Below are 25,184 nucleotides of genomic sequence, written 5' to 3'. Positions count from 1 at the left end.
CTAAGCCGACTTCCGCTGCGGTTTTGCCGCCGGTTTCTTCGCCGCGGCCTCTTTCGCCGGCTTCTTGCCGGCGATCGGCATCAGCATTTCCTTCTGACCGACTTCCGCCTTGCGCGGCTTCTTGCCTGGCTTCTTCGGCGCCTCTGTCGCGGCCGCCGCGCCTCCTCCGATGCTCTTGCGCAATGCGTCCATCAAGTCCACCACGTTCTCGCCGCGGGGACGCGCTTTCGCGGTGATGGGTTTGCCAGCGCGCTTCTGGTTGATCAGATCAATGAGCGCAGTCTCGTACTGGTCTTCGAACTTGTCCGGCTCGAAATGTCCCGCCTTCTGGTTGACGATGTGCTTGGCGAGATCAAGCATGTCCTTGGTGACTTTGACATCCTGGATATCGTCGAAATATTCCTCCGCGGAACGGACTTCATAGGGATAGCGCAACAGCGTTCCCATCAGCCCCTTGTCCAGCGGCTCCAGCGCGATGATGTGCTCGCGATTGGTCAGCACCACGCGACCGATCGCGACCTTGTTCATCTCGCGGATGGTTTCGCGGATAACGGCGAAGGCGTCGTGTCCGACTTTGCCATCTGGAGTCAGGTAGTAAGGGCGGATCAAGTAGCGTGGGTCGATCTCGCTGCGGTCGACGAACTCATCGATCTCGATGGTTCGCGTTGATTCCAGCGCGACGTTCTCCAGCTCCTCCTTCGTCACCTCGATGAAGGTGTCGGTGTCGACCTTGTAGCCCTTGACGATGTCCTCGTTGTCGACCTCCTCGCCGGTATCAGCGTCCACCTTGGCGTACTTAATGCGGTGACCGGTCTTTCGGTTGAGCTGGTTGAACGAGACCTTTTCGGATTCCGACGTGGCCGGATAGAGCGCGACCGGACAGGTGACGAGGGATAGACGCAAGAAGCCTTTCCAGTTAGCGCGGGGGGCCATCGGGGGGAACTCCATTACAGGTGCCGGATTCAAGACGAACGGCCCGGCTTGGTTCCGACATCGTGTCCCTTCCAACCGCATGATTTTTTCTCGACGAGGGTCCGAGCGGACTCGACATTTGTTCTTGTTATGTTCTAATTCCGAATGACCGATCAACCCGCGAGCTGGCGCATGCCGACCCCAAAACAGATGGAAAAGCTGGCCGCTGAAGCTGCCCGTAGACCGGGCCCCTCCACGGCGGCTCCGGAAGCGCCGCTTCCGGTGGAATATTGGGAATCGGTACTCAAAGACCCTCGCGCCGACGAGACCGGAGCCCAGAAGCGGCAGCGACGTCTTTCCGAGATTCAACGCCACGTACTGCGCATCTCGTGCAGTCGCTGCGAGCGGACCGTGGAAATCCAAACCGCCGATGCAGTCCGATTGTATGGCGGCAACGCTGTCTGGAAGGACGTGGCTCAGCGGTTGCTCGACAACACCTGCCAGCAGCGCACCGGCAGGCATGAAGAAGACGGGTGCTGGCCGGCGTTCGAGGCGCCGTAACCGCTCCGGATTGCCGTTTCGATCTCTTAGCGCCTGGATGTCCGGATGGCCCCGAAGTATCACCCTACGCCCTTGTCGGGCGGTGATCGCAAGGCTCTGGCAAAGGAGCTCGGCAAGGCACGCGCGATGGCCAACATCCTGGCCGCCCAATCGGCGGAGATGCGGGCCAAGGGCGAGGCCATCATCCAACAAGCTGACAGACTGCTTTGCGAAAGCTGGAATGAGCGGATGTGGAGCGATGGCGAACCGATCGATCCCTCGCCCTCCATCGACCAGGCCGTGAACGGAGGCTTCCCCTGGCTTGAGATCAGGTGCGCGCGCTGCAAGACGCCAAGCGACGTCGACCTCGCGGCGATGAAACATCCGCCGACTACCTTCGTGCACGATCTTGCCAGCCGGCTGCGCTGCCGCAAATGCGCCAAGGTGGGCCGGCGCCCATCCGCGACTCTGCTACAACTGGCTTGGCAGCCCCGCCACCTCGAAACGAAGCTTGACCGATGTGCAATCTCTATTCGATCACGACGAACCAGGCCGCAATCAGCGCGCTATTTCGAGTCGTGAACCGATACGTGGGCAATCTGGCGCCGATGCCCGGCGTGTTCCCGGACTACAAGGCACCGATCATGCGCAACGGAGCCAAGGGCCGCGAGCTCGCCACGGCGCGGTGGGGAATGCCATCGTCATCGAAGGCCCTAATGGACGCCACCGAGAAGCGAGCCGAGAAGCTGCAGGCCAAGGGCAAGACGGTCGATTTCAAGGAACTGCTGCGGCTGGAGCCGGACGGCGGCACGACCAACATCCGCAACGTGAAGAGCAAACACTGGGCCCGCTGGCTCGGCGTCGAAAATCGCTGCGTCGTGCCGTTCAACTCCTTTAGCGAGTTCAACAAGGCCGAAGGCGGCGATATCTGGTTCGCGTTGGACGAGACCCGTCCCCTAGCCTGCTTTGCCGGCATATGGACCAACTGGACGTCCGTCCGGAAGGTCAAGGAAGGCGAGACCACTAACGATCTCTATGCGTTCCTCACGACGGAGCCAAACGCCGAAGTCGCGGCCATTCACCCGAAGGCAATGCCGGTGATCCTGACGAAGCCAGACGAGGTCGAGACCTGGATGACCGCCCCTCCAGACGAGGCCTTGAAGCTGCAGCGGCCCCTCGCGAACGGCGCACTGCGGATCGTCGCCCGCGGCGCAAAGGAAGACCCGGCCGGGCCGCCAGCGTGACGGACGAAGACGATGATAAGGGATCGGGCCCGCCCCGCCAGCGCAAGATCATCCACGTCGACATGGATGCGTTCTACGCATCGGTCGAGCAGCGGGATAATCCGGACCTCCGCGGCAAGCCGGTCGCGGTAGGCGGATCGCGCGAGCGGGGCGTCGTCGCCGCCGCGAGCTACGAAGCCCGGAAGTTCGGCGTGAGATCAGCGATGCCGTCGGTGACGGCGAAACGCCAGTGTCCGGACCTGATTTTCGTGAAGCCCCGCTTCGAGGTCTACAAGGCGGTCTCCCAACAGATCCGCGAGATCTTCGCCGAGCACACGGCCATCATTGAGCCGCTGTCCCTGGACGAGGCCTATCTCGACGTCACGGAAAACCTGCAGGGGATTTTGCTGGCGCGCGACGTCGCGCTGGCGATCCGCGCCAAGATCAAGGCCGAGACCGGCCTCAACGCTTCCGCCGGGATTTCCTACAACAAGTTTCTTGCGAAGCTCGCCTCCGACCACCGAAAGCCGAACGGCCAGTACGTCATCACGCCGGAGATGGGGCTGGCATTCGTAGAAACCCTGCCGGTCGGCAAATTCCACGGCATCGGGCCAGCGACGAGCGCCAAGATGAATTCCCTCGGTCTCTATACCGGCCTCGACATGCGCAATCAGTCGCTCGAATTCATGCAGGCCAATTTCGGCAAGGCTGGCAGCTATTACTACTGGATCTCCAGGGGCGTCGACGATCGTGAGATCCGGGCGAACCGGATCCGAAAGTCCGTCGGCGCCGAGAACACTTTCTCGGCCGACCTCACGGAATTTGGGCCCATGCTCGCAGAATTGCAGCCGCTGATCGACAAGGTCTGGCTGTACTGCGAAGACAAGGGCTCACGGGGCCGGACAGTAACGCTGAAGGTAAAGTTTGCAGATTTCGAGATCATCACGCGCAGCCGATCCGCTCCTTCGGCGGTCGCAAGTCGCGATGAGCTCTCGGAGCTGGCTATTGGACTACTGGAGGACAACATGCCCCTTCCAAAGGCGGTGCGCCTGCTGGGGGTTTCACTGTCTTCCCTGCAAGGCGAGAACGACACAGAGCCGCAACTGGATTTCGGGATTTGAACCGGACTAGACTTGCGGCTATGCACGAATCCGTATCCGAAGGATCGCAACACACCATGCTTGAAACTGATCTAACTTTGGCCGCGATGTCGACGTCGACGAAGACAAGCTAGATGAGAAATCGCCTTCCTTGGGCCGAGATCTATCTCCGCGAGGCGGAGCCGCGCTTGCAGACCTTAACGGCGTTTGACCGGTTTTCGGTCCGAGCATGAGACCGTCGTCCGTGCGCCGTTATCCTTACGCCCTAAGGATGAGGACAGGGTCCCTCTTCGAAAAGTTCCGATAGCGGGAGGCGTCGTTGCCTCGCGAATCTGCCTGACCTTACTGTCCTTGGCGATTCACCGCCGGATTTGGCGTCCCCTGCCATTCAAGGCGCCAAATGCTGCCTTGACGTAAATTCTGGACAAGGTCGGGGCGAAAGCAGACGAGACACGTGCCTCCCGCGTGCCGAATTGATGGATAGACAATCCCATTGCTCGAGTAATCGATCCGCAGCTGCCGAGCAAGTTTCTGACCGGCGGGATAAGCAATAGGAGGGTCTTTGTGCAGGACCGGGTCGACCTCGGGATTGACATCACGCAGGTCGTGAAACGGGCCGAAGAAATCGGCAATGAGTTCAGCGTAATCAGTAACGTTTTCAAAGCGGCCGACGGCCTCAAGCTCACGCGTCACGTGGTATGAAACTTCGCCAATGGCGGCGTCCGCGTCAAAAGCGCAATACCAGGCACCGCGGTCGTCGTCATTAAAGCGATTACCGCCGGGTCGCGTATGCGTGAATGCTGCGTTGATGAAAGTGAAACCAGCCCTACCAAACACAAGTTCGCGAGGATCGAGCTGCGGAAGCCCGCTTTCCTGGGCAACCAAGCGGCCGTTCGTAGCACTCTCGAGTGCGGCAAGGTCTTCAAGTGCACCGTGATTGGCGGCAAGCGGAAGCAACACCGGGTCTTTAAGCCGACCTGTTGAGATAAGCCGCACAGTGTCGCGCTGGGACAGGCTGACCGTAGGTGGCAGGGGCATTCACAAACCGCCGCGCAGCGCGTCGATATGTCGGCGCACTTCCAGCATCTTCGGAATGCCGCCTTCTATCATTGTATCTAGTGGACGACGGCCGCCATACAGTGGTCCCTTGTTTGGTAAGCGCACCCATTCGTCCGACAATGGCTCGGAGAACAACAAACGAAGCCCCTTGAAAATGCCGATGAGCGCGCTGATCCTAGTCAGCGTATCCTGCGATAGTATACCCGACCACTCACCCTTCTTCATTCGGAACCAGGTTCGTTCGGATACATCACCCAGCAGCGCGCAAACTTCGGGTCCGGTCAGACGCCAGATCTCGGCAAGCCGAACCATGCCGTCGACGGCCGATGGTGTCAGTCGTTCGCGCGTAGAGGCATCCGAAAGGTTCGGTGCCGATGGCCCCACGCCCGGGTCTATCGCTGGTCTAATAGCTGCTTGGCTCATCAAAGCGGGCCTCCGCCAATTGGCAGTAAATATACTGCCAATTGGCGGATTTGCAAGCGGTCAATTAAGTCATTGTAATTGCAACAAAATCGTTCTCGAAAACCGCGTATGCCGGATAAGTACTCTCACCTTCGAGTAATTCCGGCAGCTCGAGACAGCATGTAAGGATGCACGGCGGTTTCGATTCTCGGATAGGCCTGCGATGGTTTCTCGGCAGCGCCGGAATTCACCGCTGGGAGATCCCAGGTATTGCCGCGCACGAACGGGCATTGCCTCATAGTGGCTCCGTACGCGTCGCTGCGATGTTTCCACGCGGCGACTTGACTTCGAAAAGCTACCTCTCAGTTGAGTCGAGGATGCCAGGCCGAACAGTATCTTGTCACAGCAGACGCGAAAGCGACTCCTAAATGGTCACCGTAGCTCGAGTACGGATTCTCGCAGAGAATCGGCCTGATTCTGGAAACTTGGTGATATGGAAAAGTCAGATGACTACGAAATCCATTTGGTGCCCCGACATGTGACATTTCACGGCTTGGTCGTCGTGGGAAAAGATCAACCACTTCAACGGCGCGAAAAACGCGTCTGAAATGGCGCTACGATCGCATCATTGTGCATTCCAAGAAGGCATCTGTGGCCGCCTTAGATCAATTGTTACATGACCTACCGGCCGTCTCGTTACCCTCAAGTTGAAGAAGCAGAATAGGCCTAGGCTCAATTGAAGGTAGGCCGCTAGTTGGAACTCTGCGAAGCTACCAACTGGTCAGAGTAGTACTTTGCCCAGCACAGCGTATTCACGAGTTGCATTTGCTCGATCGTATGACAGGGGATTTCCAGAAGACGCGGGCTGGCGAAGATTACGGAAAGGCAGCGTGCGCGGCTGATCGCCACATTGAGACGATTTCGGCTGTAAAGAAACTCGATGTTGCGCGGCATATCCTCGCCGGATGAGGTGGTCATCGAGATCAATACGACGGCAGCTTCCTGTCCTTGAATCTTGTCGACTGTTCCAACGCGAGCGCCGTTCGGTAGGACATCGCGGAGATAGTTCACCTGCATGTTATAAGGAGTTACGACCAGAATATCGTCGACGCCGATGGTCTTCTTGGTGCCTTTCTGGTTGACCCACGTTTTGCCAAGCAATGTTTCGTAAGTCTTCTTAAGGCGCTCGGCCTCTGGCGGGCACCGTTGCGCAAAGTCGGCATGATCGACGGGGACAAAGCGCAGTCCGGTCGTAGCTAGCGCCTCATCCTTCGTATCGCCGATGTCGATAGTTTGCTGTTTGGCAGATGGGTCGGATACGAGGCGGCCGTCGTAGACTGCATCTGAGATGAATTTGCAAATGCCGGGATTCATCCGGAAAGTCGTTGCCAGGAAGATACCCCTGTCAGGCGGAACGGTTGCCAGGCCGGCGAGCAAGTGATCGAGCCCGGAGATGCCAGAGCCACCCGGATGTGCGCCCTGAATGGGTTGGGACAGTTGCATCTGATCACCGACGAGAACGACATTTTTCGCAGCGACACCCATCGCAATCACATTCGCAAGGCTCACCTGGCCTGCTTCATCTACGAAGAGGTAGTCGAGCGTCTGATCGAGATCAGGCCGCGCAAAGAGCCAAGCGGTCCCGGCAATGAGCTGATGATTAGCCTGAGCCGCTGCCGCGTCTTTGTTCTCCGCGTTGGTAATCATCCTCCCCTGGAAATACTGCTCCTCCTTGGTCGATCCCTTAATTCCGCTGAAGCGGATGCCTTTCTCTTTTGCGACAGCTTCAACGTCTTTCAGGAGGTTGTTGATGGCCTTGTGTGAGTTGGAGGCAACACCGACGCGCTTCTTCTCGGCCAAAAGAGCCACGATCGCGTGTGATGAAGTATAGGTCTTTCCGGCACCGGGTGGGCCTTGAATGAGCATATAACTTTGATCGAGGCGCTTTAGTGCGGCCACCGATCCATGTAGCAGCTCTTCACCTTGCGCGATGATGGGCGTGCCTTGCGCCTGCTTTACGAGACGGGGCGCCGACTTCTTCATGATATCGGTCAGGGCACGGTAGCAATTTAGATCGCCCGCGATGACGGTTTCGGCATAGCGATGAACCGCTGCCCGCAGAACGAGATCGCCAAGAGGGCCCTTGGGAATGAGCGACGCGCCGTCGGCGAGGCGCGACCATTTCGGCCCAAGCTTCAGCGAGATACGCCTTTCATCTTCATCAAGTTCAAAGACTTCGCCGGCGGACTCCAGCGTGCCGGCGCGCAGGACCTCGTCGTCGACACGCATCTTGAAGTCTTGAGGTGGGAATGTGAACGAGTAGATCATCGATTTCTTTTCCGGGCGCGGCGGTCGCGCGGGGTCCGGAGTAAGGACGCCGATGCACTCGGCATCATTGATCAACTCCTCGTCCGTCATTTCCTGCCGCGTGAACATTGCCCAGAATTTCGGCTTTGCCTCGCGCCTGTGAAATTCGAGCAAATAGGCTAGCAAGGTCCGCCACGGACGATCTTCGGGCGCGCATCCCGTTGTCAGCGCCTGAATGTGCGCGGCGGTGCGCTGCTCCGCCTCGATGCGCTTTTGCTCGCGTACGGGATCGGCCTTCTCCGGCGCGATTTCCGTAGGCCATGGCATGGTGGCAGGGCGTAGCGTGGCAAGCCAATCCCGGCACTTCGCAGTCGATTGGCAATCAAGCTTGTTGTAAGCCTCGATTTCGTCGAGCAGCTCTTTAGCGCCGAGGCGGCGGAACCGCTCGTAGATGATGATGCTATCACCTGCTGTGGTGACCGTCCCGGATCGTGCCTCATCGAGGTAAAATCGTTCGAGATTCTTGATTGAATATCGCGGCTCCGAGATCCGTACGGATTCGCGCACAACCTTGTAAAGGTCGACGAGTTTGTGCCGGCGCAGCAGATTATCGACCTCTGTTTCCCGCGTGCCATGAAGCATCGCGAGGCGCTTCAAGGCTGACTCTTCGTAGCTGGCGTAGTGGTAGATGTGGGCGGCGGGATGAGACACAAGACGCGCGGTCATGAAGTCGACCGTGTTCTCGAATGCCTTCTTCTCATCTTCGCGATTGTGCGCCCAGAAAGCCGTGAACTTCTCCCGGCCCCCATCGTAGTGAACAAGACCAAAGAGATATTCGAGTCCCATTTCGTAAAGGGGATCGCCTTCCATATCGAAGAAGAGGTCGCCGGGGTTCGGCTTGGGAAGTCGCTCAAACCCACGGCCGGGCGATGGCGGCAGCATTTCATGCTGGTTCTTTCCGGTATCGCGGCGTGCCACCTGCAAAGCGGCCTGCGCGCGCAACCGTGACAGGGTATCGGCTTGCAGGTTCGGAATACGTGCGGTCGCCGGCATAGCTGCAAGCTGGCGGACAGTCGTGATGCCGCTTGCCCGTAGCTTATCGATCTGGCTGCGCTGAATGTTCGCAACGAGGCTCAAATGATCGTTCGCCTCCCATTCATCGGTGCAAGTGTCGGACCACCGGCAGAAGGTACAATGACCACACGGCTCTGCGACCGAGGCCGTCGGGGGCGTCCCAACAAAGGTTTCGAACCGCCCTCGTGCCACGCCGTAATAGTGACGCACATCGGATGTGCGAAGCGAAGCCGTGCGGCCGTCGCCAAGCACGACATGCAATTGCGGAGGCTCAACGCCTTGAGCGGCACCTAGAAGGTCCGCATAGACGCAAAGTTGGATCACGTGCTTTGGTTTGGCGGTGCGTGCGAGTTTGGTGTCGGCGACGTCGTAGGCGTAGTCACCAAGCCGCGACGGGGTGTCATTGATGCGCAGGAGAAAGTCTGAGAACCCGTGCCAGGGCGAGCCGTAGAGCGCGCCTTGATATACGACGTCGGCGCCAGCCTGCATCGCCTTGTGCGTGGCGGCAACGCGCTCGTGGAGCCTGCCTTCGCTCGTTATCTCGGCAACCGTTCGGCCTTCCTTCCGTAGCCGGGCAAGGTAAGCCTTTTCATGCTCGATGCCTTTTTCCTGAAGGAGCTTGGCCTGCTCATCGTCTTCCGGAAACACCACGGGGTGCACAAGCTGCCGCAAGTCGTTGAACGTTGCATGCGTGCAGCCAAGATAATTCACAAGGTCGGTTGCCGAATAAATGCGTTTTCCTGCGTCCTCCCTCATGATTTGCCCCCTGTTTCTATCTATTCGGCAGCGTCTCTGCCGACATCGGGCGCCACTAACGCGCCCCGCAAAATTTCTTTTCCGTCGGAAAAATCATAGATGCTTTTGATCTTCTGCCCGTCCCACACGAAACGGTAATGCGCGCCCTGAACGGCGCGAGGCAACAAGGCGGCGTCGAATACGGAAAGGAAGCGATGATCGCTGAAGGCCGGCCGGCAGAACAGAACGCCCGGCGAGCCGCTGTCATGAAGCTGATGCCCGATCTTCCGACGCTCGGCCTTCGGGAGGTTGGGGTCGAGCTTCGTAAGGTCGTGAAAACTTCCTGTAATGCGACGGCTGAAGACACGCATGTCGAGACCCATGGCGGGTTCGCCCGTGCTGCCGAGAAATTCCTCGCGGCGCAGTAGGGCAAAGGCCAGAGCGGTGTTGATATCGCTGGCCAGCTCAAGGCATCCGAGCGTAGGCCCGAGAAAAAAGGTCCCGCGCGGGTCCTTGTAGGCGAAAGGCGCGTGATTCCAGTTTTGATATTGGCTGGCAGATTTTTCGCCTGCCTTCGGTACACTGGGTAGCTGTTTGATCGCTGCCAGGCGAGGATTTGTGCGCTCCTCCAGAACCTTCGCGGCAGTCTGTAACTGGTCGTCGCCCAGCCGCTCGTACACCTCGATGATCGGAAATCGCGAGGGGATGAGCTGGTAACAATCCTGATCGAACGAACGCTTGGAATACATCGCCATCAGCCTCCGCGCTGGGCATCCAGATAAACGCGGACCGCATAGATGTCGGTGAGCTTTCCATCGAGCATCACGTCGAGCGCGGTGCGGCCTCCAAAATACTTGTTGGGCCTTTCGATCCATGTGTCGGCCGCATGTGGATCGGGAACGACTATTTGCAGTGCTTTATAGATGGCGGCGAGGTGCGAGATGCGGTCCTCCGTATCGGTCGATAAGAGGCCACCTTCCTTTTTCCATTTGTAGAACGTCGACCGCGCCGGGGCGCCGAGCAGCGTGATCTGCTGCTCGATCGATAGCTTCCAGGCGTCGGCAATTTTGAAAAACACATCCAAGGCCCGGCTTGGGGACGCGTTTGCGGATGTTTCGGCGGGTGTGGCGGCTGGCGGCATGACGGCTCCATAAGTCCAAAATCGGACTTGACGTAGCATATTCGTTCGATTACAGATAGTCCAAGAACGTACGAAATAACCAATTTTGTCCGTTTCCGAACATAGACCGCGCTTTTGTCGCCCTTTGTGGGGCCGAAGCCACAGCTAAAAGGATCATACCATGGAACATAGCAACCAGCCCGCGAATCCCAAGCATATTGAAGGTCAACCTCCCGATTCGGCGCTTGAGGTCATTGAGGTCCTGGAAATCGACGTCGAAATCGAGATTGAGGACCGCGAGGAGGCGATGGGCTTTTCGGTCGTCGTCGACGAGCGCTTCCACGAGACCGTTCGTGCTCGCATCGGCGTGTCCGAAGACATGCACCTCTTTGAACACGGCCACGACAAGCCGCTTCCTCGCCCACCGCATGGACGCAAGGCCATTCGCCTGGTGGGGCACCGCTGCCCGGTCGTCACGCTCCAGGTGCGCTACGAACATCGCACGATCGAGCATCACTTCGCTCCGTCCGAGACGGTCTTCAAGGCCTTGCAGTGGGCCGTGGGCAAGAAGGGCTTCGGCCTCGATCCCGTAGCTGCGGCGAAGGCCAATCTGATCTTGCCGGGCGCCGACGCGCCGCTTCCCCGCGAGGATGCGCTGGGCAAGTTCGTGAAGCACAGCCACTGCACGCTGGTCGTCGATCTCACGCTGAAGGATTTCAGCAATGGCTGACGCTCTGTCGGCCGCGCAGCAAACGCTGGACGCGCATCTTCGGTCGGTGCGCTTCCTTGCCGGTGTCGAACAGGGGCGCTGGCAGATCGTGCGTTATGCGTTCCCGAAACTCGAAATGAACATTACCGGCTTCGATCCGCCGACGGGTCATAGCGTGACCTCCGGCTTCCAGTTGGTGTGCGACAATTTTCCGGCCGTGGGCCCATTCATCCAGCATTGGGACCATGCGGAAGGCAAACGTCCTGCCCCCCTCGCGGCGAGCGCCGACAGCGTTGTCGATGCGCTGAAGGAATGGGGTGATCAGCCGGGAGCGTATGGCGGCATCTACCGCCCGTGGCAGCGTCTTGCCGCACTGCATAACGGCTGGGCAGCGAAACGCCCGGATCTCGTCTGGCGCCGGGATCGGCACATCACTTTCATTATGGAGCGCTTGTATGAGCTCGTTTCTGAACACGCTGCTTGGCTGGGCCGGTCTCGCGCCGCCTAGAATTATTTGCGCGCGACGCGTCTGGGAACCAGGCGTGCGCGAGCTTGCGCACCGCACGCTGAACGAGACACGTGAAAGCGGCGCTTATCTGCTCGGCCGCACGTTGAAGAACGGCACGCACGAGATCCTCGAATTCGTGTTCTATGACGACGTTGATCCGAAGGCGCTGGCCACAGGTATCGTGACCATTCGTGAAACTGCCTTACCGCGCCTTTGGGAAATTTGCCGGGCGCGGGGCTACGGTGTCGTTGCGGATGTGCACGTGCACCCGTCCGGGTATGGGCAAAGCGCGTCCGATCGCGCAGGACCCGTCATGCCTCGCCCCGGACATATTGCGTTCATCCTGCCGAATTTTGCCCGGGGCACGCCTAAGCCCGGCGGGATAGGGATGTACGAATTTCTGGGCAACGGCCGGTGGGCTGATCACAGCAAGAGCAAAAGCCGCTTTCTGAGAGTTGGGTGGTTCTGATGACGAACCACTGGAAACGGTCGCGCATCACCAAGGCTCTCGCTGACGCTGCGCGGGCTAATTCCTTTGAGGAAGCGGAAGCGCGCCTCGACGCCATCCACATAACGGTGGTAGTTTGCGCCGATCAGGCTACGACCAGCGCCGGCCAGGCGGCGGCGTTAACCGCCATCGTCACCGCGCGCAAATGCTTTGGCCGCGTCACGCTCGTCAGCGAAGCTGATGTTCCGTTGATCGCAAGCCTTCCCTTAGGCGCAACGCTTCATCGTGCGGCACGACAGCTCGGCGCCAAGGTTGCCCGAAAGCCGCCTGCGAGAACGACGCACAACGTCATTGTTGGGCACGCATTAGGCGGCAGGGGCTGGACGATCCGCTGCTGGTGGGACCGATGGCTCTCCGGAACGCGTGTGCGTGATGGGACGATTGGTGATTCTCGGCTGGCTCTTTCCGGCGTGTTTGCTGCCGCACTCGCCGTGCGCCAAGTCTTTGCCGGTGTCCTTGCTGGGAAAATGCTACGCCCGAGAGATGCCACGATTTCGCTTTGGACGCCATGGATGGGCGCCGACCGTAAAGACATTGGGCCCGAATGCTTCGATGTACCTGACCAGTTCTGGTTTCTGGGCCTCGGCCATCTTGGCCAAGGCTTTGTCTGGAACCTGTGTCTTCTTGGATCAAAAGGCGGCCGCGCCGTCCTTCAGGACGATCAGACCATCGGGGAGGAAAACGAGGCGACGAGTCTGTTGGTGTCTGGTGACGACATCGGGGAGAAGAAAGCGCGGATTTCTGCCACGTGGCTAAGGGCCGCCGGCTGGACATCAGACCTCATCGAGCGGCGACATCATGGTGATATTCGGTTTGCGCCCGACGACCCGCCGTATCTCTTGAGTGGCCTTGACCGCGTTGAGCCGCGCCGCGTGATGGCGAAGCATGGTTTTGACTACATGATTGACGCCGGCCTCGGGCATGGGCCGCATGATTTCGAGGGCATCCAGCTACGCGTAATTGCCAAAGGCGCTTCGTCCGGCGATCTATGGAACGAGCCCGAGCATGAGGTTGACGAGACACTATCGGATCGTCAAGCCAGTGCGGCCTATAAGGATCTCGAAAAGCAGATTGGCCAATGTGGGATCGTCAGCTTCGCTGAGGCTAGCACGTCAGTGCCTTTTGTCGGGGCAGCGGCGGGAGCCCTCGTCATCGCTCAGGCCATCCGTCTTGCCTCCTTGGAGCCGACGGCACGATTTCTTCAGATGCAGCTCAGTGCGCCTGAGATGGCGTCCGTGGCAGACTTCGTTGCCAAGCCAAACGTGAACGTGGGAAGCGCGGCACTTCAGTTATGAATCGGCTTGGAGACAATTCTGTCCCGGGCAGCGCAAACCTGACGCGGCCTACACGTCTGCTTTGAATGCATCGACAGCAATATCGTGCACAATCGCAGACGCGGGCAGTGCGCTGACCGATAGCCGGCCCGCAAGACCTCGGGAACGAGTTGGCCAAGTGTTGGCATGCAACTTCATTGGGAGGTGCGGAATGGGGGTTGGATTCCATACGGCGCGGCGGTGCACCAGTCCACCATCAACCAACCACCGAATCTCGCAGGGGTCCCACTCGATCGCAAACCGATGCGGGGCTTTCGACGCGTCGAACCCCAATGGGATAGCTACCGGCGTCCCCCGGTATCCGTAGTCAAACTTAGCGCCCTCTGAGCCTGGATTATAAAACACGTTGACCAGAAGTCGCGTCGGACGATTTCCAGTGATCTCGATATCGATCTCTTGTCGAGGCGAGGATCTATAGAGGAAGAATCCGGTCACTAGACCTGAAACATTCGTTGCTTGCAGCCTTGCTTCGAACCGCCCATACAGGAAGCTGTCTCGGCTCGAAATCGCTGCCGCGCTGTAATTCCGAACGCCAAGTGGCTCCCTATGCACGGCAAGCCCAAGACCGCCGCCCGAGTTCGCAGAGACATTGGTCGGACGAAATAATCCGAGGTTTCCTGGAAAGGTGTCGTTTCTCAACACCCATCGTGTCGATTGGATATCGGTAAGATCATCTTCAAACTTGACCACCGATCCAGGTTGCGCCGGCTTTTCCAGTACATTCGCGTTTATTCCTTCCCAGCCAGCGCGTGGTTCTACAATCCACGGCGATCGGTCATACCGAAGTCGCTTGGTTGAACGGTTCATTGCTGTGCCGGCCACGGGTGCCCGAGCTTTACGCTGTCCAATGTCTTGAACAACTGGATACGGTGCGGTGGGCGGTGGTAGTCTCAAGTGTTCGCAAAGCGCGCGCCAAGGGTTGGTGTCATTATGCTTCAAGCGCACCAGGTCGGCCCCTAGTAGCATCTCAATCACATCATCACCGACGGTTCCCTTGCATTCGGTCACGATGAATTTTGCATGCGGATAGCGCAGCATGAGAGCGTGGAAATGCGTATTCAGTGAGCCTACATTGACATAGGCGTCAAAAACAGGCGAAGCACTGCCGGCCATTAGTCTCTTGAACTCACATTCCGGAATGCGGTCAAAATCGCTGCAACAACGATAACCCAGCATAGAGAGCGCCAATGCGAGCGACGACAATCCGGAACCGGGCGGTCCAAAGGCGAACACCAGATAATGGCTTGGTCTCTGATGAAAAAGCGCCGTAGCGCTGTAGTCGAGCACACCAAGCGTGCTTAGGGCTGGAAGGATCGAATACGAATTCGTCGAAAGAAGATCGGCGCGCTGGTTGACCACCGGGCGACGTAGAGCGCGTACGTCCATCACATGGAACTTGTGATTTATCCATAGATCAATCGGGCCGCGGCACGGAAGGAGCCGAAGAAGCGCTTGTGCACCCTTCCGCGACAGCACATAACCTGACAGAAACCAAAGCCCGCGCTCTGGGCGAAACACGTTTTCCGAAAGCAGTTCCTTCGGAGCACCGTGCCGCGCTTCCGCGTAGGATACATACAACACATCGAAGGCAGGTTCCTCTCCGTCGGCATGCTTCATCTCGCGCCACGCATGATCGAGAATGCGCGAGAAATCTCTCTCGAACCAGACATCATCCTCGAGCACAAGTGCGTAGGGAGCCGAGGACTGTGCTATCGTCTTCCAGACGCCGATATGCGAGTGCGCGATTGCGACTTCCGCCTGGCTCATTCGAATGGGACGAACCAGATCGAAATCATCGGGCAACGCGTGGGGCTGCGGCTCTACATACAACTGATCGCCGAGCGAATAGAACGGATCGATCTCAGCGAGACATGTCAGGTCGTGCTGAGTGGACCGCGCGTCGCTTGCAGAGAACCTGTTCGCTCTATGTGTCAAAGGGGTGCCGCTGGAGTCCACGATGCAAGCCAACTCGCGAAGAACATCAGCCCAGCGGTTAGGTTGCCGATCCAGATTGATTACGTATATCTGGGAGATACCCGTTTGCTGTGGGTTTGCTGGCGACACAAACGCTAAGCACTGCTTGCGTGGCAAGTATACACGGCATCGCAGGGCTAACGAATGCAAGAACAGGGAGACGGCGCGCAGCGGCTTCGACAAATTCATTCGAGATTAGCTTTCGCCACGACGAAACCTCTGTTGATTTGAGAGCCGCCAGTTTCGAGCATCGCTGCGATGGCTCAAGGGCCATCTTGAGACAGCAATGACTCCCAATCTCGCAGCACGACGAGCTCTCCCTCCGCTTCCGCCGATTCAGCGCCGCGCTCGAAGATTGATCTCGATAGATTTCCCGGTCCGGTCGTCGTTTGTATCTCGGGTAACACGCCTTCGTCGGCATCTTGGAGAAGATCGGTCGCTCGCTGGAGCGCCCGCTCGATGATCGGATGCCGTTTGCTTGCTATAAGAGGATTGTTGTTTACGTAGAATATCCAACTGGCCTCGTATGCGCCGATAGAAAGGAAGCTGGCTGTATTTACCATTGCCGCCGAAGCGATGTCGTAACATAGCGGCTGGACCTTCAGTCGACCGTCATCGAATAGCGAGCCAATTTCCGTACTGACGCATACATCGTCCGCGTCGACATAAAGACCTCCTTCAACAAACAGGTAGCACAACCGAAAATAGTCGGCCTGCATGGCGGGATGGTAGCAGCGATCAAAAGCGTGCTCGTGGCGTGCATCCAGCGCCTCCCTGATAAATTCTCTGGCGCCGTTTTCGTCGAACAAGCGATGCGTGAAGCCGCTTGCTGTCCAGCGTGCCCACGAGGCGATGCACTCCTTGATGTCCGCCGGCAATTCGCCGAGATCATGCCAAAACTGCACGATGGTTCTAGGGGGCGCTCGCTTGTACCTATCGTTGATTGGAGCCTTTGTGTCGGATCGTTGGACGAGCCCTCTGATGAACTCTGAACGCTGGCGATGGTGCTCGGGACCGTCCGTCATATCTAAGCGACTGGGCATGACCTATCATGGTTGCATGGCTTGCCATTTACACGAAAAGCTATTGTATACTCATAGTTGTACCATTGGGAAAGGGTTTGTCGCGGTGCAAAACGCTGGTTAGCGGCGACTGACTGAGGATCGATTGGGGGGCTCGCAACGCAATGAATATTCTCTCTTATAACCCTGGGCACGACGGCGCGATCGCCTACCTGAAAGGGGCGGAGCTAAAGGTTTCTATCGAGGCGGAGAAGAATTCGAACTGGCGATATTCGCCCGTATCCAGTCACGATGTTTTCAGCGTTCTTGGCGAGATTGACGAGATTCCCGACGTGCTTTGCACAGGCGGATGGTGGCCGCGCGAGCATCGCGTACTCGGCCCAAATGCGCTCGCCGGATACCGCGGCGTGTCGGGTAGCGACGTCATCATCGAGCGGCGGCGCCTCATGGGCAGGCCGATCCAATATTTCTCCTCTTCTCACGAGCGATCGCACGTGTTGTGTGCTTTTGGCTTGTCGAGTCTACCAAAAGGCACCCCGTGCTACGTGTTAGTATGGGAGGGAGCAATCGGCGCGTTCTACGAGATCGATTCCGCGCTGAACATAAAGCTCCTCGCCGATGTCCTGAATCAGCCAGGAAATCGCTATATCTCGCTCTACGGTTTGGCCGACCCAACCTTTCCTAAGAATGCGCCTTTTTCTCGCTTCTCCGACGCGGGAAAACTCATGGCATTGACTTCGTTTTCGAAACGCAAGGTACCTTCGGCTGAAGAAGAAAAGCTGATCGACCTTCTATTGAACCCTCCATATCTCGAAGCGAGCCTATACCAGCAACTTGAGCATTCGCCGCACTTCAATGTCGGATTGGATGATCCAGAATTCCGCAACTTCGCGGGCATTCTTAGCGACAGGATATTCGACATCTTCCATCGGTTCGCCAAATCGAACATGAAGAAAGGACTGCCGCTGTTGATTGCGGGTGGATGCGGCTGAACTGCGACTGGAATACCAAGTGGACGGAGACCGGCCTCTTTAGCGAGATCTTTGTGCCACCTGTGGCGAACGACTCTGGCTCGGCAATTGGAACAGCTATCGATGCCCAATTTCATCTCATGGGTAATCCAAAGATCGATTGGAACGTCTATTCTGGCCTTGAATTCAATACGACCGGTTCATTCGATCTTTCGATGTATGATATTCACGCGTCAGACTATGCCGTCATTGCCGACATGCTGGCCAACGGTCTCATTCTCGGGTGGGCGAGTGGCAGATATGAGATCGGCCCGAGAGCTTTGGGTAACCGCTCGATCCTTGCTGCGCCGTTCGAAGCTAGTACCAGAATGCGGCTGAACGAAATTAAGCAGCGCGAACAATTCCGTCCGATTGCGCCTGTTTGCTTGGAAGAAGAGGCTGCGAAATGGTTTGGCTGCGATCACGCCAGCCCCTACATGCTCTACACGCATCGGGTCAGAACGAACTCCTTGGCCGCTGTTACGCACGTTAACGGTACCGCTCGAATCCAGACAGTGTCAGCTTCGACGAACCGCAAATTGCACGATTTGCTAAGCGCATGTAAGGCCCGTACCGGTTATGGCGTCCTCTGCAATACCTCTCTGAACTTCAAGGGCAGAGGGTTCATAAACAAAATCGACGACCTCTCGGCTTACGCAGTGGAGCACAATTTGGATGGCTTTGTAGTCGAGGCGAAAGCTTATCTTCTTAAATCATCCGCGTTTTACCAAGCGTACCTAAGGATACGAAGTTCGAATGCTGCTAACGCTTGAGGAGCGATGCGGCGCCGAATGGGTACGGAGGGCGCACCGAAAGCCAGCGTGGCCATGATTCGCGATATAATCTCATTTTTAGTTGTTCCTGTAATCCGGCGCTGCGACACAAGCGCGCCGATCGCGCACCGAGACCGACGCAAGCAGGGCATTCCTACAGTGCCGGAGCGCGAGCGTAGGCCCGCTGGAAGACAAACCCGATTTCGGGACAGTGATAGCGACGGCGGTATGAAATGACGGCGGGCTGAAAGCGAGTGCATTCTAGAACCTGCAGGGGCTCTCTGGATGAACGGGTCAATCAACAGCTCAACCTGATCCTCGACAAGGCCTTCGATAAAATCATGGAACGGGCGGCCCGTGACGGTACAACACACTGGACCGCGACCACGTCGATCGGCGTTGAAAAGGTACAGAATGGCAAGCGTCGCCGGGGGTTATTTCCGTAAGGCCAGCCGCCGGCCAATCGAGGCCTGCTCCGCCGCGATCAAAACGATTGATGAGGCGGATTTGGCGCTATAGCAATTCGAGAGAAACTGCTTGATCGAAAGGTGGATAAGGGCAGTGCAACGCGCTACTCGACTGGCTAGGACTTACTGAAAAGAGGCGGCGGCCGTAAGTCGATTTTCCACGCGGAGGCCTGATCGGCTGTAATGCCATTACGCTCGAGCGCATCGAGTAAATCATTCGCTCTGGGTAAACCAATTGCGAGGCGGTAGGTCGCCAATCGCGCACGCAACTGAGGCCAACCGTCTTCTTCACGACTGAAGTTCAGGAACGGAATAATTCGCCTAATTTTGGTTGGATTTGCTCCCTGCTCGAACAACCAGCAGGGCGACAGCTCATTGACGGTGTCTAACGTTGCGGCGATCTCGAAAAGCTTTTGCCATGGATCGGACCCCGGAGAGCCGCTTGCCTCGGCCAAGCCGGAAAGCCCGATGAACCCTGCAATGTTCAGGCGGACCGCGTGGCCCTTGTATCGATGGACGCGCCCCTCGCGCTGCTCCAGTTCGACGGGCGATCGAGGCAGATTCCAATGAACCACAGCGTGACACCAGGGATGGAAGTCGAGTCCCTCTTGTCCAACCGCGGTTGAGGCCAGAATGAAAGGTTTGAAGGGAGAATTGAATGCCGCACGGACTGCGTCGAGGCGGCTTACTGCACCGTCGGCCTCCTTGACCTCAGCAAATCGCGCCCCATGCCGGCACCGTAAGCGAACCAAGTCCGCGGTCGAGTCGGCCTTCCGGCTGCGGCGCCGTTCGAGACCTCGCACGTCGATAGACGCGCGACGCAGAGTGAGCGAGGCGTGAACCGCTGTGGCGGCCATCTCTAACTTCTCCGCGTCCGTTCCATCGAACATCGCGAGACCATCGGCCTCGAAGTGCAATTGTTCGTCGAGAAGCGACTGGAGATTTCCGGCGATACAATAATCGAGTGCTTGATCCCAAAACACACGCTTTCGGCCAGGATGTTCGAGTTGAATTGCAGCGGCCGCCTCGCTTTGATTGAATAGGCTCTGGAATCCGCGGGCGACGTGGAACGCGCCGCGTTTCAGCTGGGAAACCGTCACAGGCCCGGATGCAGTTCGCGACAGTGCGCGAAAGGCACAGTTGCCCGGTCCCGCAGTCGCAAGCTTTGCGAGTACTTGGACAAGATCTCTGGGACGTTTTCCAAGCTGCTCGGGGTGGTCAAGGATAGCGGAGATAGCCTCCTTCACGCGATCCAGGTCCGTCGAGACGACCTCCTTCGCAGCAAGAAACGGGTCCTCCATCGAAACCCACTGTTGATTGTGGGACCCCTCTTCTAGCAGAAGCGGGGCTGCCCAATACCAGCGGTCGTCGACACGCCCCATCTGGGTGCCCGGAGAAAGCATTTTGAGCGCCGCCCTGATCCTGGCTTCGGCGACTTTTAAGACCTGCGAGGGCTCGACCGATGCCCCGGCGGCAATCGCGTGCGGCAGGGGATCTCCCCATAAAGCCATGCACGGCCCAGACAAAAGAAGCACGAGAGGGACCATCGACAAGGTGGGATCGCCTGCGGCCTGATTGGCGCGGCCAAGACGAAGCATGTTCCCCAGGTCACCGAAGCGCTTGTGTCGTTGGCCAAGACCGCGGTCAGCGCGGCGGCTTCGCGTCGTGCGCGAGGCCCGCATCCCTGCTGCAAGTCGCAGTTCAATTTCGTAGGAAGTCAACGCTGTAATGGCGTCGGGTGCCAGCCGCCATTCCGTGAATATGAGCCGTTTCAGGTCCGGCATAGCCTGGGAGAATTGCCCGCCCGGCCTGAGATAGGGCAGCGACGGAGGGATCCAGAGTAATCGCTCAACGCCGTCGGGCATTGCGTCCTTTACCAGATGGCGCAAGCGCGGCGACGGCGACACCAGGGGGTCGAGACGTTTGAGCACCTGCGGGTCGAGCAATAGCCCCCCTCTCTTTGCCTGCTGCGCAACAAATCGGCGATCCCTCTCCTTCTCGACGCCGATTGCGGCGTCCCGAAATTGATATCCACGCATGAAATCGAGGAAGAAGGGGGCGGACTTCCAATACTCGACCGGATCACGAACCTGAATTCGTCGGGCGATGCGACGCGCGGCCAGCGCCCCTCCGAGATCCCGAGCCTCAGGAAGCAGACCAAGAACCTCTTCGTTGACCATGGCGTTGGAGTTAGACATTGCGCCGGTTCGCTCCGTGCGACACATGATCTTTCGAAGGATTGATCGTGCATCGTCGCGCGCCGCCATGACTGCGTCTGGTTCTGGCGGATGGGCTCGTAAGGCCCTCGAATATATATCGAGCGCCTCCGACAACGCAGTCGCCGTCTCCGTGCCAGCGAGGAAGCGTACCAGCGCTACAAAGTCGGCATAGGGTTTTTCGTCCGGGGCCAGTTCACCGCCCGGTATGCGATACGGCGTGGCGGAGAGAAGCAGGACGCGACGCTCAGGAATGTCTTGCGTCAATAGGCGCTCGGCAAGGCGTACGCCGAAATCCCGCTCGACATTCGCAAAGTTGAAGAGGGACGCGAAGCGCTGGAATTCGTCGACGATGATCAACCCGTTGCTTGCCAGCGCCTCAGCGCTCCGCAGGGCAAGTTCCCTGCGCAATCGCCCTACCAGCCCATCCCGCTTTTTCTTGAATTTCTTCGCATCTGACGGCCCAACCGTCGTGGCTTCACCGGCGAGACTGCGTACTTCCGCCAGGAGCGGTTCATCTGCTCGGACCGCGCTTCTGAACGCTTTGATCACGGATTGATCAAACTTGGGGACGTCCAGTCCATCGAGCACTCGCTTCCAGCTGGCGTCCGTGACTTGCTGCAAGATCGCCAGAAATCCAGCGCTCTTGAACGTCGAACGCAAGCACAGGTAGATGAGAGCTCGCTCGCGAACCGTACCTGAGCGGCCTGTCACCTTGAAAGATGTGTCGGGCGTGAGTGCGAAATAGCGCACGCCCCCATTGGCGAGCGGTTCAGCCGCGAGCAATGTCAGCCGGGTTGCTTTAGTATTACCGCCATGGCCATGAACCTTCAATCGCTTCAGGTTCTGACTTGCGACAGGCTGACTCGAACACAAGTAGACAATGTCGATACTCTCGTCGGGCTTGCGCCGCAGAGCCTCGGCAAGAACCTCCCGAGCGACCATGGTTTTTCCGAGACCTACCTCGTCGGCCACAAGGAAGCGTCGGGCCGGCACAGCATCCTCCCAAAATCTCTTGACGACATAGGCTATCGTCCTCTCCTGAAAGCGGGTTGGTTCGCTCCTGCGGGACGTAGCGCTCATCGTCTTGCGCTCACCATCTCGAGGATGGCCGACCAGAGTTCTCGGAATTCAGGCGGAGTGACCGTCTCAAGCTCCTCCGGCCTGAAGGCTTTGAGCGTTGCCTCGATCGATTGCAGCCGCGCAGGGTCATCGGCTGCGCAGCGGATTAGCATTTCGAGGATACCCGACTGGCCAGTTGGTCTCCAGGTGGTGGGTTCGCCGTTAGCTCCGTTCATGGTCGTGATCGCCTCAAGGGAACGAAAGTCTCCTAAAAGGACCCTGAGGAAATCTGAGAAACTGCCTTTGTCCGGAAGGAGCGCCTTGAGCGCTGCGTGGCGCCGTGCATCTCCCTCGACGCCGCGCACCTCAAGATTGCGAACAAATGCGATCATCCCGTCGGGGGTATCAGCTTCGAAGACGATAAAGCCGGTTATCTCGGCAAGGTCGAGCGTACCAGGAAGCTTGGCCGGCTCCCCGGCTGCCAGCGACGCGCCACACGGGCCTGAGCGGATGCTGGCGAGCGTCGCCGGGCGAAATCGGAGGCCAGGCAGCAGCGATTCGATATCTGCGTGCGCAGCTCGGGGTGTCAGGCATAGCTCCCAGCCGCTTTCGGCGAGGCTACATTCAAGATGAAGTTGCGCAGCGAGAAGATAGGCGCGTGCCGCACGATCATCGAAGGGGTCCGGTAGCGGCTCGCTTCTTTTCGCTGGTTCGAAATCCTCCAGTACCGAGCCCATGGAGCGCCGCTCGAGAAGTGCATCGATAGCCCCTTCGCCAATGGCCTCGGTACAATCGAAGCTGACCATGAACTCCACATTCCGACCGTTGATCGCGGCGGAGGTGGCGTTCATCGACCCAATGGCAAGGCGGATCCTCGATCGGCTTTCCCAGATCAGGAGTTTGGCGTGGAGACCCTTGGTGCGCGACCCCTCGGTTGGTTCTCCGGGTGGTGCCAGAACCATCTGACGCTCGGAGCGGTCGCTGACGGTCTCCCAGCATCGCTCGAGGGCATCCGGTCGAGAGACGATGAGCGAGAGGGCATCCGCCGACTTCGCGAGGTCTTTGATTGCCGAGGCAGTCAGAAACGGGGAGATGATTGCGAGCCGTTTGCTTTCTGGCTGAATCCAAGCGCGTCCGGGTCGGTTGCCGACAGCATGGAACGTGGGAGTACCTACTCCCGCAGGCATCTTCCATTTTGCCACTTCGACCTCGCTTGCGAGTTCCAGAAGCAACTCGCGCCGGGCCTGATCGAGCGGGCGAATACACCAGGTAGGAAGAAGGCGCAGCAGCATGCCCAGATCATTGGCCTTAGGCGCTCCAGCGCCGGACTTGCTGTCCAGAACTACGCCCGCATCCCAGGACGCGTCGCCTGTGAGATTGCGGCTCATGATCGCCACGCGTAACAGCGAGCGCTTTGCGTCGCTATGCTTGAAACGAATGAGCCACACTTTGGGGTGGAAGCTCCCTCCGTTCGGAGCCGAAACTTCATGGACCATCTCTTCGGCTTCGATGATCGCGGGGGGCACCAGCTCCGCTGGGTGAATTGCAGCGCCTTGGCAGAAGATGGCTGTGCGACCGCAGACGCGTTTCAGCGCCGCGAGGTCGTTAGCTGTGAAGATTCTAGCCTGCTGTTTGGCCGCATCGGTACTATCGACAAGCATCGCTGCGGGTAACGAAAGCACGGTATCGAGCGATGCCGAATAAGTTGTGGCGACCAGGCAATCCAGTTCAAAACCACCTGGCGGACGCAGGATATCGTAGATCGACAGTCGAGCTTGCGGCTCAAGCATGTGCGGGCGTCGCCAAATCGTTGAGGCAGCTCCGCGCCGTGTGCCAGCGGAAGTCCATTTGCTGGCTCCCCGACTCACCGCCCCATCGTTCCCTTTGCTTGCTGAAGCGAATGCGGGATATACCGCTGCCGGCCTTCAAAAAGACTTCCCGGTCACTCACGAGCCGGTTCGCTGCCGAATTATCGAGCAGCTTCTCCGGCTCTGCGCAAAATTGTGTCCATCGCCGAACAAAGGAGATAGCCTTTTCATCGATGCGATGGCGGGTCATCAGTCCAAGCGCGGGTAACTCCGGAATGCGCTGTGCGAACAACGTCACGTCGGCAGGGTTGAGATCTTTGGCCCAATTCGAGAACGCTGTGACATGGCTGGAGAGGGTGTGGTTCGTCGTGTCATTCGAAGGCATCAGGCGTGAAACGCAGACGTTATAAAGAATTACCGCGCCGTGCATGAGCTGGGCAAAAGCGGCGGCCAGCAGCAACATATCGCGAGCCTCAGGCTTGAGACTGCTCATACGCGGGTGGTCCCAGGGAGTTCGCGCATTGGTTTTGAGCCGATAGCGTGAGAACGCCCCGAACAAGTTATATTCATGTCCGCGCCCGGTCGAATCCACGCAGGCGTTTGCTAGGCGCGCGCGAAGGAAGTCGGCTTCGTCGCCATTCAGCGTGAAGTCCAGATCGGCGACCTTTGGAAAACCCTCTGGCGGTGGAGGACGATCGGGATCGAACCCGAGATTGATCGAAGGCCTAGAGCCTTCTTCCACAAGATTGTCAGTTCGAGCGGAGCTCCGGCTTGCGGCGACCTGTCGCGCCCAGCGCTGTCGGTTGCCACGGGTCCGGCGCATCCCCAGCACCATGAGCCCGTTCCAGTAAATTTCGCTCGGCATGCGTTCGAGATCTTCCTGGCTCACAATCCCAATGACACCTTGGCCCTCTCCGAGGTGCTTGAGCGAATGGATCAGTGCTTCTTCGTTCTCCCGCAATCTGCTAAGAATGCGATCGGACTCTCCTTGCGACGCTGCCACCTCGCAGCACCACTGGACGAATAGAAAATAGCGGACACGCTGCTGGATAGTCGAAAGACCAGGAAAGAAGAGGTCCGCGAAGCTGTCCCTGATGGTGCCAAGGCCGAGTTCATCACGTGCATCCTGCCCCTTGGCAGCACCTAACCCGCGCAGGATCGCATCTTCCTGTTCGGCGTCGTGGTCAATCCAACCAAGAAAGTTCATTCCCGCCCCCTTTTATTTAAGACCACTCCGTTCCTCGACATACCCAGTTAGCGCATCTACCGGAGTTTGCCGTATGCGCCCCGGGCTCCGACGATCATGGGCGCCTGTGTTAAA

At 58.4% G+C, this 25,184-nt stretch carries 21 protein-coding genes; 10 read left to right on the top strand and 11 right to left on the bottom strand.

Annotated elements, in window-relative coordinates; all coding sequences use genetic code 11:
* Positions 1-933: a Ku protein gene (locus tag IVB22_RS11080; RefSeq protein WP_247517355.1), complete on the bottom strand. Its 933-nt coding sequence runs from the start codon at positions 931-933 to the stop codon at positions 1-3.
* Positions 934-1,077: 144 nt separating this feature from the next.
* Between IVB22_RS11080 and IVB22_RS11075 the strand changes: the two genes are divergently transcribed.
* Genes IVB22_RS11075 through dinB form a run of 4 tightly spaced genes read left to right on the top strand, consistent with a single transcriptional unit; the run spans position 1,078 to position 3,796 of the window.
* Positions 1,078-1,473 (top strand): hypothetical protein, encoded by a 396-nt coding sequence (locus IVB22_RS11075; RefSeq protein ID WP_247517354.1) that lies wholly within the window; start codon positions 1,078-1,080, stop codon positions 1,471-1,473.
* Between the two features lie 45 nt (positions 1,474-1,518).
* The gene (locus IVB22_RS11070; RefSeq protein ID WP_247517353.1) at positions 1,519-2,034 is read left to right on the top strand and encodes a hypothetical protein; all 516 of its coding nucleotides are present in this window, start codon (positions 1,519-1,521) and stop codon (positions 2,032-2,034) included.
* The gene (locus tag IVB22_RS11065; protein WP_247517352.1) at positions 1,971-2,696 is read left to right on the top strand and encodes an SOS response-associated peptidase; all 726 of its coding nucleotides are present in this window, start codon (positions 1,971-1,973) and stop codon (positions 2,694-2,696) included. The genes IVB22_RS11070 and IVB22_RS11065 overlap by 64 nt, the downstream gene beginning before the upstream one ends.
* On the top strand, positions 2,693-3,796 hold the full coding sequence (dinB, locus tag IVB22_RS11060) for a DNA polymerase IV (protein WP_308200378.1): 1,104 nt from the start codon (positions 2,693-2,695) through the stop codon (positions 3,794-3,796). The genes IVB22_RS11065 and dinB overlap by 4 nt, the downstream gene beginning before the upstream one ends.
* 321 nt (positions 3,797-4,117) lie before the next feature.
* On the opposite strand, the gene IVB22_RS11055 is transcribed toward dinB, so the two are convergent.
* From IVB22_RS11055 to IVB22_RS11035, 5 genes are all read right to left on the bottom strand, one after another.
* Positions 4,118-4,813, bottom strand: a complete 696-nt coding sequence (locus tag IVB22_RS11055) for an RES family NAD+ phosphorylase (protein ID WP_247517351.1) — start codon at positions 4,811-4,813, stop codon at positions 4,118-4,120.
* The gene (locus tag IVB22_RS11050) at positions 4,814-5,257 is read right to left on the bottom strand and encodes an MbcA/ParS/Xre antitoxin family protein (RefSeq protein ID WP_247517350.1); all 444 of its coding nucleotides are present in this window, start codon (positions 5,255-5,257) and stop codon (positions 4,814-4,816) included.
* A gap of 729 nt (positions 5,258-5,986) precedes the next feature.
* Positions 5,987-9,373, bottom strand: a complete 3,387-nt coding sequence (locus tag IVB22_RS11045) for a TM0106 family RecB-like putative nuclease (RefSeq protein ID WP_247517349.1) — start codon at positions 9,371-9,373, stop codon at positions 5,987-5,989.
* Between the two features lie 20 nt (positions 9,374-9,393).
* Positions 9,394-10,107, bottom strand: coding sequence for an RES family NAD+ phosphorylase (locus IVB22_RS11040; protein ID WP_247517348.1), 714 nt, complete (start codon positions 10,105-10,107; stop codon positions 9,394-9,396).
* A complete protein-coding gene (locus IVB22_RS11035; RefSeq protein WP_247517347.1) occupies positions 10,107-10,493 on the bottom strand; it encodes an antitoxin Xre/MbcA/ParS toxin-binding domain-containing protein in 387 nt (128 codons plus the stop codon). The genes IVB22_RS11040 and IVB22_RS11035 overlap by 1 nt, the downstream gene beginning before the upstream one ends.
* Before the next feature lie 160 nt (positions 10,494-10,653).
* Between IVB22_RS11035 and IVB22_RS11030 the strand changes: the two genes are divergently transcribed.
* Genes IVB22_RS11030 through IVB22_RS11015 form a run of 4 tightly spaced genes read left to right on the top strand, consistent with a single transcriptional unit; the run spans position 10,654 to position 13,492 of the window.
* Positions 10,654-11,202 carry a hypothetical protein gene (locus IVB22_RS11030; protein ID WP_247517346.1) on the top strand — a complete coding sequence of 183 codons (549 nt, stop codon included), beginning with the start codon at positions 10,654-10,656 and terminating at the stop codon, positions 11,200-11,202.
* A complete protein-coding gene (locus tag IVB22_RS11025; RefSeq protein WP_247517345.1) occupies positions 11,195-11,689 on the top strand; it encodes a hypothetical protein in 495 nt (164 codons plus the stop codon). The genes IVB22_RS11030 and IVB22_RS11025 overlap by 8 nt, the downstream gene beginning before the upstream one ends.
* The gene (locus IVB22_RS11020; RefSeq protein ID WP_247517344.1) at positions 11,637-12,158 is read left to right on the top strand and encodes a hypothetical protein; all 522 of its coding nucleotides are present in this window, start codon (positions 11,637-11,639) and stop codon (positions 12,156-12,158) included. Before IVB22_RS11025 ends, IVB22_RS11020 begins: the two co-directional genes overlap by 53 nt.
* The gene (locus tag IVB22_RS11015) at positions 12,158-13,492 is read left to right on the top strand and encodes a hypothetical protein (RefSeq protein ID WP_247517343.1); all 1,335 of its coding nucleotides are present in this window, start codon (positions 12,158-12,160) and stop codon (positions 13,490-13,492) included. The genes IVB22_RS11020 and IVB22_RS11015 overlap by 1 nt, the downstream gene beginning before the upstream one ends.
* A gap of 48 nt (positions 13,493-13,540) precedes the next feature.
* On the opposite strand, the gene IVB22_RS11010 is transcribed toward IVB22_RS11015, so the two are convergent.
* The gene (locus IVB22_RS11010; RefSeq protein WP_247517342.1) at positions 13,541-15,694 is read right to left on the bottom strand and encodes a family 16 glycosylhydrolase; all 2,154 of its coding nucleotides are present in this window, start codon (positions 15,692-15,694) and stop codon (positions 13,541-13,543) included.
* Between the two features lie 74 nt (positions 15,695-15,768).
* Positions 15,769-16,410 carry a glycosyltransferase family 32 protein gene (locus IVB22_RS11005; protein ID WP_247517341.1) on the bottom strand — a complete coding sequence of 214 codons (642 nt, stop codon included), beginning with the start codon at positions 16,408-16,410 and terminating at the stop codon, positions 15,769-15,771.
* Between the two features lie 281 nt (positions 16,411-16,691).
* Between IVB22_RS11005 and IVB22_RS11000 the strand changes: the two genes are divergently transcribed.
* Positions 16,692-17,519 (top strand): hypothetical protein, encoded by an 828-nt coding sequence (locus IVB22_RS11000; protein WP_247517340.1) that lies wholly within the window; start codon positions 16,692-16,694, stop codon positions 17,517-17,519.
* Entirely contained in the window at positions 17,510-18,310 is an 801-nt protein-coding gene (locus IVB22_RS10995) for a nodulation protein NodU (RefSeq protein ID WP_247517339.1), read from the top strand. The genes IVB22_RS11000 and IVB22_RS10995 overlap by 10 nt, the downstream gene beginning before the upstream one ends.
* A 583-nt stretch (positions 18,311-18,893) precedes the next feature.
* Here the strand turns inward: IVB22_RS10995 and IVB22_RS41580 are convergent.
* The 3 genes from IVB22_RS41580 to IVB22_RS10980 all read right to left on the bottom strand — a co-directional run bounded on the left by IVB22_RS41580 (position 18,894) and on the right by IVB22_RS10980 (position 25,070).
* Positions 18,894-21,989 (bottom strand): helicase-related protein, encoded by a 3,096-nt coding sequence (locus tag IVB22_RS41580; protein ID WP_247517338.1) that lies wholly within the window; start codon positions 21,987-21,989, stop codon positions 18,894-18,896.
* Between the two features lie 83 nt (positions 21,990-22,072).
* Complete coding sequence (locus IVB22_RS10985) at positions 22,073-23,845, bottom strand: phospholipase D family protein (RefSeq protein ID WP_247517337.1); 1,773 nt, start codon at positions 23,843-23,845, stop codon at positions 22,073-22,075.
* Positions 23,838-25,070, bottom strand: a complete 1,233-nt coding sequence (locus IVB22_RS10980) for a DUF6361 family protein (RefSeq protein WP_247517336.1) — start codon at positions 25,068-25,070, stop codon at positions 23,838-23,840. The genes IVB22_RS10985 and IVB22_RS10980 overlap by 8 nt, the downstream gene beginning before the upstream one ends.
* Positions 25,071-25,184: the final 114 nt, after the last annotated feature.

The sequence above is a fragment of the Bradyrhizobium sp. 190 genome (assembly GCF_023073415.1).
Classification (GTDB): domain Bacteria; phylum Pseudomonadota; class Alphaproteobacteria; order Rhizobiales; family Xanthobacteraceae; genus Bradyrhizobium.
The sequence above is the reverse complement of the archived record's forward strand: the minus strand, read 5'-3'. Positions and strand labels throughout refer to the sequence as shown.

What these genes read in the sequence shown, in the direction of transcription:
- IVB22_RS11080 (WP_247517355.1), bottom strand. Translation starts at nt 933, where the DNA reads ATGGCCCCCCGCGCTAACTGGAAAGGCTTCTTGCGTCTATCCCTCGTC.
- IVB22_RS11075 (WP_247517354.1), top strand. Translation starts at nt 1,078, where the DNA reads ATGACCGATCAACCCGCGAGCTGGCGCATGCCGACCCCAAAACAGATG.
- IVB22_RS11070 (WP_247517353.1), top strand. Translation starts at nt 1,519, where the DNA reads ATGGCCCCGAAGTATCACCCTACGCCCTTGTCGGGCGGTGATCGCAAG.
- IVB22_RS11065 (WP_247517352.1), top strand. Translation starts at nt 1,971, where the DNA reads ATGTGCAATCTCTATTCGATCACGACGAACCAGGCCGCAATCAGCGCG.
- IVB22_RS11055 (WP_247517351.1), bottom strand. Translation starts at nt 4,813, where the DNA reads ATGCCCCTGCCACCTACGGTCAGCCTGTCCCAGCGCGACACTGTGCGG.
- IVB22_RS11050 (WP_247517350.1), bottom strand. Translation starts at nt 5,257, where the DNA reads ATGAGCCAAGCAGCTATTAGACCAGCGATAGACCCGGGCGTGGGGCCA.
- IVB22_RS11045 (WP_247517349.1), bottom strand. Translation starts at nt 9,373, where the DNA reads ATGAGGGAGGACGCAGGAAAACGCATTTATTCGGCAACCGACCTTGTG.
- IVB22_RS11040 (WP_247517348.1), bottom strand. Translation starts at nt 10,107, where the DNA reads ATGGCGATGTATTCCAAGCGTTCGTTCGATCAGGATTGTTACCAGCTC.
- IVB22_RS11035 (WP_247517347.1), bottom strand. Translation starts at nt 10,493, where the DNA reads ATGCCGCCAGCCGCCACACCCGCCGAAACATCCGCAAACGCGTCCCCA.
- IVB22_RS11030 (WP_247517346.1), top strand. Translation starts at nt 10,654, where the DNA reads ATGGAACATAGCAACCAGCCCGCGAATCCCAAGCATATTGAAGGTCAA.
- IVB22_RS11025 (WP_247517345.1), top strand. Translation starts at nt 11,195, where the DNA reads ATGGCTGACGCTCTGTCGGCCGCGCAGCAAACGCTGGACGCGCATCTT.
- IVB22_RS11020 (WP_247517344.1), top strand. Translation starts at nt 11,637, where the DNA reads ATGAGCTCGTTTCTGAACACGCTGCTTGGCTGGGCCGGTCTCGCGCCG.
- IVB22_RS11015 (WP_247517343.1), top strand. Translation starts at nt 12,158, where the DNA reads ATGACGAACCACTGGAAACGGTCGCGCATCACCAAGGCTCTCGCTGAC.
- IVB22_RS11010 (WP_247517342.1), bottom strand. Translation starts at nt 15,694, where the DNA reads ATGAATTTGTCGAAGCCGCTGCGCGCCGTCTCCCTGTTCTTGCATTCG.
- IVB22_RS11000 (WP_247517340.1), top strand. Translation starts at nt 16,692, where the DNA reads ATGAATATTCTCTCTTATAACCCTGGGCACGACGGCGCGATCGCCTAC.
- IVB22_RS10995 (WP_247517339.1), top strand. Translation starts at nt 17,510, where the DNA reads ATGCGGCTGAACTGCGACTGGAATACCAAGTGGACGGAGACCGGCCTC.
- IVB22_RS10985 (WP_247517337.1), bottom strand. Translation starts at nt 23,845, where the DNA reads ATGCTTGAGCCGCAAGCTCGACTGTCGATCTACGATATCCTGCGTCCG.
- IVB22_RS10980 (WP_247517336.1), bottom strand. Translation starts at nt 25,070, where the DNA reads ATGAACTTTCTTGGTTGGATTGACCACGACGCCGAACAGGAAGATGCG.